Source organism: Cellulomonas aerilata, assembly GCF_007991755.1.
Classification (GTDB): domain Bacteria; phylum Actinomycetota; class Actinomycetes; order Actinomycetales; family Cellulomonadaceae; genus Pengzhenrongella; species Pengzhenrongella aerilata.
The window spans coordinates 95,304-107,188 of record NZ_BJYY01000013.1 but is presented as its reverse complement, the minus strand read 5'-3'; the positions used below and the strand labels follow the sequence as shown (position 1 = coordinate 107,188).

The 11,885-nt window shown below is 73.9% G+C and carries 9 protein-coding genes; 5 read left to right on the top strand and 4 right to left on the bottom strand.

The window, feature by feature from the left end; translation table 11 throughout:
* Positions 1–55: 55 nt before the first annotated feature.
* Entirely contained in the window at positions 56–2,656 is a 2,601-nt protein-coding gene (pepN, locus tag CAE01nite_RS08745) for an aminopeptidase N (protein ID WP_146902926.1), read from the bottom strand.
* Between the two features lie 193 nt (positions 2,657–2,849).
* On the opposite strand from pepN, the gene CAE01nite_RS08740 reads away from it, so the two are divergent.
* A complete protein-coding gene (locus CAE01nite_RS08740) occupies positions 2,850–3,434 on the top strand; it encodes a mycothiol-dependent nitroreductase Rv2466c family protein (RefSeq protein WP_281285592.1) in 585 nt (194 codons plus the stop codon).
* A 113-nt stretch (positions 3,435–3,547) separates the two neighbouring features.
* Positions 3,548–4,132, top strand: a complete 585-nt coding sequence (locus CAE01nite_RS08735) for a hypothetical protein (RefSeq protein WP_146902925.1) — start codon at positions 3,548–3,550, stop codon at positions 4,130–4,132.
* 99 nt (positions 4,133–4,231) lie between these two features.
* On the opposite strand, the gene CAE01nite_RS08730 is transcribed toward CAE01nite_RS08735, so the two are convergent.
* Positions 4,232–6,262 carry a M13 family metallopeptidase gene (locus CAE01nite_RS08730; RefSeq protein ID WP_146902923.1) on the bottom strand — a complete coding sequence of 677 codons (2,031 nt, stop codon included), beginning with the start codon at positions 6,260–6,262 and terminating at the stop codon, positions 4,232–4,234.
* Between the two features lie 199 nt (positions 6,263–6,461).
* On the opposite strand from CAE01nite_RS08730, the gene CAE01nite_RS08725 reads away from it, so the two are divergent.
* Positions 6,462–6,911 carry a ribose-5-phosphate isomerase gene (locus tag CAE01nite_RS08725; protein WP_146902921.1) on the top strand — a complete coding sequence of 150 codons (450 nt, stop codon included), beginning with the start codon at positions 6,462–6,464 and terminating at the stop codon, positions 6,909–6,911.
* A 19-nt stretch (positions 6,912–6,930) separates the two neighbouring features.
* Here CAE01nite_RS08725 and CAE01nite_RS08720 read toward each other — a convergent pair whose 3' ends face one another.
* Entirely contained in the window at positions 6,931–8,238 is a 1,308-nt protein-coding gene (locus CAE01nite_RS08720; RefSeq protein WP_146902918.1) for a GNAT family N-acetyltransferase, read from the bottom strand.
* Between the two features lie 297 nt (positions 8,239–8,535).
* Positions 8,536–9,921, bottom strand: a complete 1,386-nt coding sequence (locus CAE01nite_RS08715; protein ID WP_146902915.1) for an HNH endonuclease signature motif containing protein — start codon at positions 9,919–9,921, stop codon at positions 8,536–8,538.
* 495 nt (positions 9,922–10,416) lie between these two features.
* Here CAE01nite_RS08715 and CAE01nite_RS08710 point away from each other — a divergent pair, with 495 nt between their 5' ends.
* The gene (locus tag CAE01nite_RS08710) at positions 10,417–11,514 is read left to right on the top strand and encodes a PP2C family protein-serine/threonine phosphatase (protein ID WP_222595862.1); all 1,098 of its coding nucleotides are present in this window, start codon (positions 10,417–10,419) and stop codon (positions 11,512–11,514) included.
* A 14-nt stretch (positions 11,515–11,528) separates the two neighbouring features.
* On the top strand, positions 11,529–11,879 hold the full coding sequence (locus tag CAE01nite_RS18335) for an MGMT family protein (RefSeq protein ID WP_222595861.1): 351 nt from the start codon (positions 11,529–11,531) through the stop codon (positions 11,877–11,879).
* Positions 11,880–11,885 lie beyond the last annotated feature (6 nt).

The window sequence follows — 11,885 nt, the reverse complement described above, 5'->3', positions numbered from 1 at the left end:
GGTCCCGGGAGGTCCCGGGCCGGCGGCGTCGGCACGCCTGACGCCGGCCGGACCGTCAGGCCCCGGCCGTGTCCCTCGCCCGGTCGCGCTCCTGGGCGGCCAGCGCCCGGCGGACGGCGTCGCGGTTCTCGGCCACCATGCGCCGCAGGCCCGGCAGCCGGTCCCCGAGGCCCTCGAGCCAGGCGTCGGTGCGCGCGAGGAGGTCGACGCCCGGGTGGGCGGCGAGCTCGGACGGGTACAGCCCCTGCGCGACGTCCTGCGCCATGTCGTTCCCCCGCGTGGTCCACACGTGCTCGAGGCTGTCGAAGTAGCGGTCGACGTAGGGCAGCAGGAGCGACCGGTCGTGCACGGACGTGAACCCCGCGATGGACGACTCCAGCAGGGCGTTCGGCAGCGTGTCGTCCTCCACCATGGTCCGCCACGCCTCCGCCTTCGCCTCGGGCGTGGGGACCGCGGCCCGGGCCGCCGCCGCGGCCCGCTGACCGGTTGCCGTGCGGTCCTCGGCGAGCGCCGCCTCGATCGCGTCGGCGTCCGCGCGGCCGCCGGCCGCGAGCGCGGTCAGCAGCTCCCAGCGCAGGTCGGTGTCGATCGTCAGGCCCTCCAGGGACCGCTCGCCGCTGTGCAGCGCGGCGACGACGTCGAGCTGCTCCGGCGTCCAGGCGTGGGCGGCGAAGGCCTTGGTGAGCTGCAGCTGGGCGTCGCTTCCGGGTGCGGCTCCCTGCACCAGGTCCCACAGCCGGTCGGCGGCGGCGACCGACGTGGCCTCCCGGTGCTCCTCGGCGACGTAGGCGTCCAGCGCCCCCGAGAGCTGGCGCAGCAGCACCTGCACCACGGAGGAGTCCGTCTCGTGCGCGAGGTTGCCCAGCACCAGGTCGACGAAGTCGCGCGCCGCCCACTCCCCGTCGCGGGTCATGTCCCAGGCCGCCGCCCACACCAGGGTGCGGGGCAGGGACTCGGTGAACGACCCGAGCCGGGCCGTCGCGGTCTCGAGCGACCGCGGGTCCAGCCGGACCTTGGCGTACGCGAAGTCGTCGTCGTTGACCAGGACGAGCGCCGGGCGCGGGCGCCCGACGAGCTCGGGGACCTCGGTGCGCTCGCCGTCGACGTCGAGCTCCACCCGCACGGTGCGCTCCAGGCGGGTCTCGCCGTCGCGCTCGACCAGGTCGTAGCCGCCGATCGCCAGGCGGTGCGGGCGCTGCACCGGGTGCTCCGCGGGCACCTCCTGCCGGACGGCGAACGACGTCAGCACGTCGTCGCCGTCGGTCTCGAGCTCCGGGCGCAGGAGAGTGACGCCGGCCTGCTGCAGCCACTGGCCCGACCACTCGGACAGGTCCCGGCCGCTGGCCGCCTCGAGCTCGGCGAGCAGGTCGGCGAGCGTGGTGTTGCCGAACGCGTGCGTGGCGAAGTACTGCCGCACGCCCTCGAAGAAGTGGTCCCTGCCGACCCAGGCGACCAGCTGGCGCAGCACGCTGGCGCCCTTGGCGTAGGTGATGCCGTCGAAGTTGACCTCGACGTCGGCCAGGTCGCGGATGTCCGCGACGATCGGGTGGGTCGAGGGCAGCTGGTCCTGGCGGTACGCCCACGACTTCTCCATGGAGGAGAACGTCGTCCAGGCGGTCGTCCAGCGCGTGGCCTCCGCGGTCGCCAGCGTCGAGGCGTACTCGGCGAACGACTCGTTCAGCCACAGGTCGTCCCACCAGCGCATCGTCACCAGGTCGCCGAACCACATGTGCGCGAGCTCGTGCAGGATCGTCACCGCGCGGCGCTCGACGGTCGCCTCGGGGACCTTGGACCGGAAGACGTAGGACTCGCGGAACGTCACCGCGCCGGCGTTCTCCATCGCCCCGGCGTTGAACTCCGGCACGAAGAGCTGGTCGTACTTCGCGAACGGGTACGGGCGGTCGAACGCCTCCTCGTAGAACGCGAAGCCGGACCGGGTGATGTCGAGGATGTTCTCGGTGTCCAGGTGCGGGGCCAGGGAGCGCCGGCAGTAGACGCCGAGCGGGATCGTCCGGCCGTCCGCGCTGGTCAGCTCCCCGGTCTCGCGGTGGTAGGGGCCGGCGACGACCGCGGTGACGTAGCTGGACAGCACCGGGGTCGGCTCGAACGCCCACACCGCGGACGGGACCGCGGCGGCGTCGTCCGCCACGGGGACCGGCTCGGGGGTGGGGGAGTTGGACACCACCGTCCAGTGGTCCGGTGCGGTGACGGTGAAGCGGAAGGTCGCCTTGAGGTCGGGCTGCTCGAACACCGCGAACACCCGCCGGGAGTCGGCGACCTCGAACTGGGAGTAGAGGTAGACCTCGTCGTCGACCGGGTCGACGAACCGGTGCAGGCCCTCGCCCGTGTGCGTGTAGGCGCACTCGGCCTCCACCCGCAGCTCGTTCTCGGCGGCCAGGCCGTCCAGGGCGATGCGGGAGTCGGCGAACACCTCGGCCGGGTCCAGCGGGCGCCCGTTGAGGGTCACCGTGCGGACGGCCGGGGCGATGAGGTCGATGAAGGTGCTCGCGCCCTCGGTCGCGGAGAACCGGACCACCGTCGTCGAGGCGAACGTCGTCGAGCCCGTGGTCAGGTCGAGGGTGACGTCGTAGAGGTCGACGCCCAGCGCAGCGGCGCGCTCGCGCGCCTCCTCGCGGGTCAGGTTCTCAGCGGGCACGGCGGTGCTCCTTCGCAAGGGTGTCGGTGCCGCGGAATCATCGCACGCGCATCGTCGTTGCCTCAGGCGACAACCGGCGGGCCACCCGTCCGTGCCGTGACCCTCGAGGAGCACCGTGAACTCCGTCCCCGCGACCGATCCCACGTCCGACACCGCCGCCGTCGACGGCGCGGCGGGCCGCCCCACGCTCGACGTGTGGTTCGACCCGGCGTGCCCGTGGGCGTGGATGACGTCGCGGTGGGTCGAGGAGGTCGAGGCGCTGCGTGACGTCGACGTCCGCTGGCACGTGATGAGCCTGTCGGTGCTGAACGAGGGCCGGGACCTGCCCGAGCAGTACCGCCGCAGCATGGACGAGGCCTGGGCGCCGGTCCGCGTCATCGTCGCGGCCGCGCAGGAGCACGGGGAGAAGGTCATCAAGCCGCTGTACGACGCGATGGGCACGCGCCGGCACCCCGGTGGGCGCCGCGACACCGCCGCGATCATCGCCGAGTCCCTCGCCGAGGTCGGGCTGCCCGAGGAGCTCGCCGCCGCGGGTGACACCGACGCGCACGACGAGCTGCTGCGTGCGTCGCACGCCGAGGGCATCGCCAAGGTGGGCGAGGACGTCGGGACGCCCGTCGTCGCGATCAACGGCGTGGGCTTCTTCGGCCCGGTGGTGACGCCCACCCCACGCGGGCAGGACGCCGCCAACCTGTTCGACGGGCTGAACCTCATGACGCAGGTGCCCGGCTTCTACGAGCTGAAGCGCACCCGCACGCAGGGTCCCGTCTTCGACTGACCCCGGTCCCGGCGCGGCCCGGGGGGACCGGCCACGGATGTGGCCCGGTCCCCCCGGTCGTGCGAGGCTGTCCGGGCAGCAGAGCAGGCGACGCACCAGGAGGACCACGACCGATGGACGAGTCGACCACGCCTCGACCGGGCGGGGGCCGGCGCCGCCTCGGGCCCGGGATGACGGTGTTCCTCGTGGTGGACGTGCTCCTGGTCCTGGCCGCCGCGGTCGCGCTCGCGGCCTACTTCTCCGGCGGTGACCGCCCGGGCGACACCCCCCGCGCGCAGGCCACGCCGTCCGTGAGCGCCCCCGCCACCCCGGGGCCGACCCCGTCCGGGACGCCGCCGGCGACCGAGGCGCCCGGCCCCGGCACGTTCGCGCTGCCCAGCGGCAACATCGCCTGCGAGATCAGCGAGTCCGCAGCGACCTGCACCATCGCCGACAGCGCCGCCGAGCCGGCGACCCAGGAGGGCTGCGCCGGGGTGGTCGGGCCGATCGTCACCGTCAACGCCGAGGGCGCCACCACCCCGTGCGTGCAGGGCGCCCTGCCCGGCGCTGCCGCGCCGGGCACCCCGGTGCTGGAGTACGGGGCGTCCACGACGGTCGGGGACTTCACGTGCACGAGCTCGACGTCCGGTGCGACGTGCCGGCACGACCCGTCGGCGGCCGGCTTCACCCTGGCGCGCGCCGGGCACCAGCTGTTCTGACCCGGCCCCCGGAGGCATGCCGGCGCCGCCCCGGGTCGTCCTACCGCCCCCGGAGCGGCGCGGCGCGCGGCGGGTCCGACCCGCCGCGCGCCGGCGGGCTCACCAGATGCGCACGCGCTCCGCGGGCTCGAGGTAGAGCCCGTCCCCGGGCACGACGCCGAAGGCGGTGTAGAACTCGTCCACGTTGCGCAGCGTCCCGTTGCACCGGAACTCGTTCGGCGAGTGCGGGTCCGTGGCCAGCCGGCGCAGGACCTCCTCGTCGCGACCCTTGGACTGCCACACCTGCGCCCAGCCGATCAGCACGCGCTGCAGGCCGGTCAGGCCGTCGATGACCGGCGCGTCCTCCAGCGGTGTCCCCAGGGCGATCCGGTACGCCTTGATCGCGATCGACAGGCCACCCAGGTCGCCGATGTTCTCCCCGATGGTCAGGGCGCCGTTGACGTGGTGGTCGCCGTCGAGCTGGGCGGGCACGAAGGCGTCGTACTGGGCGATCAGGGCCTTGGTCCGGGTCTCGAACTCGGCGCGGTCCTCGGCGGTCCACCAGTCCTCGAGGCGGCCGTCGCCGTCGTACTTGGACCCCTGGTCGTCGAACCCGTGCCCGATCTCGTGCCCGATCACGGCACCGATGCCGCCGTAGTTCGCGGCGTCGTCCGCCTCGGCGTCGAAGAACGGCGGCTGCAGGATGGCCGCCGGGAAGACGATCTCGTTCATCCCGGGGTTGTAGTACGCGTTGACGGTCTGGGGCGTCATGAACCACTCGTCGCGGTCGATCGGCTTGCCGATCTTCGCCAGCTCGCGGTCCTGCTCGAACGCCGATGCCCGCCGCACGTTGCCGAGCAGGTCGTCGGGCTCGAGGGTGAGCGCGGAGTAGTCGCGCCACTTCACCGGGTAGCCGATCTTGGGCGTGAAGGCGTCGAGCTTGGCCAGCGCCTTCACCTTGGTGCCCTCGCCCATCCAGTCCAGCGCGGTGATGGACTCGCGGTAGGCCTCGACGAGCGTCTCGACCAGGCGCGCCATGCGCTCCTTGTGCGCCGGCGGGAAGTGCCGCTCGACGTACACCTTGCCGACCGCCTCGCCGAGGACGCCCTGCACGAGGGCGACGCCGCGCTTCCAGCGCGTCCGCAGCTCCTGGGCGCCGGTCAGCGTGCGCCCGTAGAAGTCGAAGTTCGCCTCGACGAGCTCGGCGCTCAGGTACGGCGCCCGGGCACTGACGACGTGGTACGCCAGCCAGGCCTTCCAGTCCTCGACCGGCTCCGACGCCCACAGCGCGGCGAACGTCTCCGCGTAGGACGGCTCGCGCACGACGAGGTGCTCCATCGCTCCCTCCGGGCCACCGAGCGCAAGCACCCACGACCGCCAGTCGAAGGCGGGTGCCCGCTCCGCCAGCGCGGCGAGCGTCATCGGGTTGTAGGTCAGGTCCGCGTCGCGGTCCTTGACGACGTCCCAGTGCCCGGCGGCCAGCTTCGTCTCCAGAGCGAGCACCCGCGCGGCGGCGTCGTCGGCCCGCGCCTCGTCCTCGACGGCGCCGCCCAGGCGCAGCATGCGGGCGATGTGCGGCCGGTAGGCCTCGCGGATCTCCGCGTAGCGGTCCTCGCGGTAGTAGGACTCGTCCGGCAGGCCGAGGCCGGACTGGTACAGGTGCACGACGTAGCGGCTGGGGTCCTTGGCGTCGTTGTCGACCCAGAAGCCCAGCGCGCTGACGGCGCCGCTGCGCTGGAGCGCCCCGAGCGCACCGGTGAGCTCGGCCTGCGTGGTCGCGTTCGCGATGAGGCCGAGGTCGGGCGCGAGCGGGGTGGTGCCGCGCTTCTCGACCGCCTCGGTGTCCATGAAGCTGGCGTAGAGCGCACCGATCTGCGCCTCGACGCCGCGCGAGCCGTCCGTGCCGGTGGGGGTGCCGGTGGTCGTGCCGGTCGTCGTGCCGGTGGCCGCGGCCTGTGCGGCGGCTGCCTCGACGATCTCGCGGACGTGCTCCTCGGCCTGGTCGTGCAGCGCGCGGAACGCGCCGTCCATGGCCCGGTCGGCCGGGATCTCGTGCTGGGCGATCCAGCGCCCGTTCACGTGCTGGTACAGGTCGTCCTGCGGGCGGACCGCGGGGTCGAGAGCGCCGGTGTCGATGCCGCTTCGGGCCATGTGCGTGGGTCTCCGTTCATCAGCTGTAGCACCTCCGTGGCTCACGCCACACCGCCGGTCAGCCTAGGCGACCAGGTCAGCGACGGTGCCGGGGCGCCCGACGTTCGGACCCGGGACCTGCGGCAGGCCCGCACAGGCCCGGCCGGGCCTGTGCGGGCGTCAGCGGGGGAGGTGGCCGGTGGTGCGGCAGGATGAGCGCATGCGCATCCACATCGCCGCCGACCACGCCGCCTACGAGCTCAAGGAGCACCTGGCGGAGCACCTGCGAGCCGGCGGGCACGACGTCGTCGACCACGGGGCCCACGAGCTGGACCCGCAGGACGACTACCCGTCGTTCTGCCTCGCGGCCGGCGAGGCCGTGGTGGCCGAGCCGGGCTCGCTGGGGATCGTGCTGGGCGGGTCCGGCAACGGCGAGCAGATCGCGGCGAACAAGGTCACCGGGGTGCGGGCGGCGCTGGCGTGGAACGAGGACACCGCGCGGCTGTCGCGGGCGCACAACGACGCGAACGTGGTGTCGATCGGCGCGCGCCAGCACTCGCCGGACGAGGCCGTCGCTCTCGTCGAGGCGTTCCTCGCCGAGCCGTTCTCCGGCGACCCGCGTCACCAGCGCCGGATCGACCAGATGGCGGCGTACGAAGCCTCGCGCTGAGCCGGGTCGCCTCCGGCGGTCACCAGCCCCAGCTGCACACCGGGGCGAGCGGCCACCGGAACGCGGCCGTCGCGGCGACCAGGGCCCCGGGGGTGTGCTCGACCGCGAGCCCGGCGGGCTGCATCGCGGCGAGCGAGCGTCCACCCAGGTACGCCGCACCCAGCTCGCGGACGCCGACCGAGACATCGGCCGGGGCCGACGTGCGCTCCACCTCGGCGACGTGCGCGCCGGCGTCCGACGTCGTGGTGCGCAGGCGCCAGGTCCCGGCGTTCGCCGGCAGCCGGTCGTCGGTGACGTCCAGCACGAGGTCGAGCGGCGCCGCGTAACGGCGTGCCGACAGGGCGGCGGGCAGGTCCAGCAGGCGCACCCAGACGTTGTCCTGCAGGCGGGTCGTCGTCGACCGGGGGTCCACGAGCAGGTGGGTCAGCGCGTCGTCCACCGCCAGCATGGCCGTCTCGACGGTGACCGTGAGGTCCAGGTCGAGCAGGAACGACCACAGCCGGTGCGCGGCGGCGGCGTCCACCGCCGCGAGCTCGCGGATGGTGACGGTGGAGCCGGCCCTGCCGTGCTCCCAGCGCTCGGTGCGGCGGAACAGCGCGTACCCGCGGACCTCACCCTCACCCGCAGGCGTCCGCGTACCGGTCGCGCCGGCAGCGTCCGCTGCCGGGGCGCTCACGGTGACGATCCGCAGCGGCTCGCCGCCGCGACGCCACGCGGGCGGGTCGACCAGGTGACGCGCCCGGAGCACCTCGGTGTCCCGGGTGATCCAGCCGGGGCGGCCCCGGCCGGCCTCGCGGTGCACGGCGTCGACGACGTCGCCGTGCACGGCCGGGTCCAGCGGGTCCAGGCGCAGGGTCAGGTCGGACGAGCCGGCGACGTCCCGCAGGGCGGCGCCGCGGTCCAGGGTCAGGCGCACGTCGTCCGCGGCGGACCCGTACCCGAACCGGCCGTAGATGCCGGCCTCGGCGGCGAACAGGGCGGAGACGGGCTCGCCGCGGGACAGCGAGCGCTCGAAGTGGGCCGAGATCATCGCCTGCAGCAGGCCGCGCCGGCGGTGGTCGGGGCGCACGCCGACCCACGTCAGCCCGGAGGTGCGCACCGCCGCGCCGGGGACGGGCATCGTGAACGGGAAGGACGCGTGCACGCCCGCGAACCGGCCGCGCGCGTCCTCCACGGCGAGCGTGCGGTCCCAGTCGAGCGTCACGGGGACGACGGCGTCCACCTCGGGCTCGGACGTCATGCCGAACGCCATCCGGTCGACGTCGAAGAACTCCTCCTGCCGGTCCTTGGCGTCGACGAAGCGGTAACCGGCGGGGGGAGTCGTCATGCCCTCATCCTGGCGAAGCGGACGCCGGCCCGACGACCCCTTTCCCGCGGCGATCGGACCGAGCCTGCGAGGCGGGAGCCCGGGTGGTCGCGTTGGGCGCGCGGGGGCCCCGTCGGTGTTCGGGAGGCCCGGGTGCTCGCGTCGCGTCGAGCGATCCAGCGTGCTAGGCGACGACCATGGGTAAGGGTGAGTCGGGGGCGCGCGAGCTGAGGGCGTCCGAGTGCGGGCTCGGGTCCGGGTCCCGGCACGGCCGAGGCCGGCGGGTACGGAGCAGCTGGGATCGTCGCAGGCCGACCACTACGCCGCCCCGTCGTCGTGGGTGTGCGGGTCGGGCAGCTCGCGGCCGGCGGCGTCGGTGAACACCCACCGGGCACCCTGTCGGTGGATCTCGATCCCGCGCGCATGGACGTACCCGTGGTGGTGCCAGCACAGCAGGATCCCGTTGTCCACGCTGGTGCTGCCGTGATCTCGTGCCCAGTGTTTGACGTGGTGGCATTCGGACAAGGTCGGTGGGGCGCTGCACCCGGGGAACCGGCAATGCCGGTCCCGGGCGATGATCGCATTCCGTCTCGCTCGGGTGAACGTCCGTTCCGCTCGGCCCACGTCGAGGATCTCGGACTTCGGGCCGAATATCACCCGGTTGAGCTCGCCGTCGCACGCCAGCCGGTCGAGCAGAATCCGCGGGACCGGGGTGCCGTCCTCGAACTGCGGACCGTGCGACACGCTTTTCGCCGTCAATACCGGCTTTGCCTCAAGCAACGGGAGCCCGTCCTGCCGCGCGATCGCCCGCTCGGTGATGTCCTGCAGCGTCTCGTAGGACACCAGCACGTTGAGGCGGGGCCGCGACGCCCTCCCGTCGCCGGCCAGGCCCTTGTCCAGGACCAGGTTCGCCAGCACGCCGACCGCCTGCGCCCGCCGCTGATCGGCCGTCGAGGTGTCCCCAGCGGCCGGGACGGGAGTGACGGCCTCCAACGCGGTGACCAACGCCTGCCCGACGTCCACGGTGAGGAACCCCTGCACGTGGTACCCGCCCATCGTGGGTGAGACCTGCAGGTGCTGGCGTTCGCACGCCTGCACGTAGCCGCGGTCGTCCGCTTCGGTATCGGCTGCGGCGGCCCAGTGCCGGACGATGGTGCGCAGGTCGTCGACGGTGTTGAGCTTGGCCTGCCGGACCAGCCACGCCTCGTTGCACTCGACATCGGGGCTGCTCAGTGCCGCGCGGCGGCGTTCGGTGGTGGGTGCCAGCGCTGCGAGTACGTGCGCGTGCTCCACCCCGATCTCCCCCGCAGCTGCCGAGGCGGCGGTCAGCGGCAGGTCGTCGCGCAGCGTCCGGCCGAGGCGCACCTGCGCCTGGGCGGTGTGGACGCTCACGTCCAGCCGCCGTGCGGCCCACCGGACCAGCGACCGCGACTCGACCGACCAGATCCCGTCCGCCTCGACCACCGCCAGCATCCCCGCCTGAACCACCCCCAGCCGGCTCGTCGCGGCCGCGATCCCCGCGGCGACCACCGCCGCCTCACGACCGTCCACCCCGGCGTCCGAGCGAGCCAGTGCGGCCGCGGCATCGGCCACCGCCTCCAACGCCGCCAGCAGCTCGGCGACCTCCGAACGCACCGTCGACAGGTCCGTCTCGGTGACGCGCGCCGGGGCGACGCCCGGGTCATCTGACACGTCGTCGTCCATGGCGCTCACCCCTTCCCTGCGTCTGCACCGAATCGGCTTGTTGCTCCAATTCTAGGACGGGCCACTGACACGCTCCGAAGGCGCGTGAGAACTGTGGACAGTCGTTCCCCTGAAGTGACCTGTGATCGGGACGGCGGTATCAGCGGCAATCCGTGCGGACCTAGCGGGCCGGGCATTGTCGCCCGTCCCGCAAAATCGCTTCGCGAGGTCGTCGGTTCCACGCTTGCCCGTCCGGGAACGTGAGCCGGGACGCCGCAACGGCGAGCTGCGACAACCGCCCATCACCGCCAAGGCCCGTCGCCCGCGACACGGTCAGCCACCCCGACAGCCGCACCCTCACGACGAACCTCCCCCCCTGCAGCCCCGAACCACAGCCACGAGAACGCCCCGACCCCCGCTCGCCGTCACCCACCCGGGTGTGCCCAGAGACCCCCGGCCCTCTCACCCGGTGCAGTCGCCCCACCCGCACCCCTACCGGTGGGTACCCTCGCGGACGTGACGACCCAGGGCTTCGGCGGACCCCGCCAATCGCACCTGGCCCGTCGCCTCCCGGCATGGCTGCAGAGGGCCGGTGCGTCCCGCCAGGGGGTGCTCACGGCGATGCTCGTCGTGGTGAGCCTGCTGGTCGCCGTCGGCATCGTGGTCGCGCGCCGGTACGTCCCGGTGTCGTCGATCATCCTGCTGATGCTGCTCGCGGGTTACCTGCTCCGGCTGCGCGGGACGGTGATCGTGTGCGCCCTCGTGGTCGTCGAGGTCGCCGTCCTGCACTTCAGCGGGCTCGCGGTCTACACGCCCGGGATGGCGGTCGTGCAGGCGATCGCCCTGGTCGCCGTCCTGCGGCTGGCGCGCCGGCAGGACCGGCTCGGCCTGCGGGGCGCCGCGGGGAACGTGATGCTGGTCGACCTGCGGGACCGGCTCGAGGCACACGGCAGCGTCCCCCCGCTGCCCGCCGGCTGGCGCGTGGACCACGCGCTGCGAGCGGCCTACGCCGAGGCGTTCTCCGGCGACTTCCTGGTCGCCGCGCGGCCCGCGTCCGGTCGCATGCTCGAGGTCGTCCTGGTCGACGTCTCCGGCAAGGGTCAGGACGCCGGCGTCCGCTCGCTCCTGCTGTCCGGCGCGTTCGGCGGGCTGCTCGGCGCGATGCCGCGCGAGGACTTCCTCACGGCGGCGAACGACTACCTGCTGCGCCAGGACTGGGACGAGGGCTTCGCCACGGCGGTGCACGTGGCCGTCGACCTACGGTCGGGGGACTTCTGGGTGGCCAGCGCGGGGCACCTGCCCGCCGTCCACCGGCACGCCGGCTCCGGGACGTTCGAGGTGCTCGACACCGTCGGGGGACCGGCCCTGGGCATCGTCCCGATCCCCGTCTTCCAGATGCACGCCGGCCGGCTCCTGCCCGGCGACGTCCTCATGCTCTACACCGACGGCGTGGTGGAGACCCCCGGCGCCGACCTCGAGATCGGCATCGACCGCCTGCTGGGGGTCGCCGAGCGGGTGGTCGCGACCGGTCGGGGCGGCGCCGAGGCGGTCCTGGACGGCGTGCGCACCGGCGAGGACGACGACCGCGCCGTCGTCCTGCTGCACCGCGAGTGACGCAGGCTGCCCGGGTGGACGACGACTACCTCGAGGCCGTCCTGGACCTGGTCGAGCTCATCCCGCCAGGACGCGTCATGACCTACGGCACGGTCGCCGAGGTCGTCGTCGACCGCCTCGTGGCCGCGGGCGAGCCCCCGCGCGGCGGACCCCGCCAGGTGGGTCAGGTGCTCGCGCGCGCCGGCAGCGGCGTGCCGTGGTGGCGGGTCGTCAACGCCTCCGGACGCCCGCCCGAGGCGCACCTGCGCCGGGCGCTGGACGCCCTGCGCGACGAGGGCACGCCGCTGTCCAGCGACGGGCTGCGCGTCGCCCTGCGCGCCGCGATCTGGTGGCCCGACGACGACGCCCCGCCCACCGGTCGGTGAGCGGGG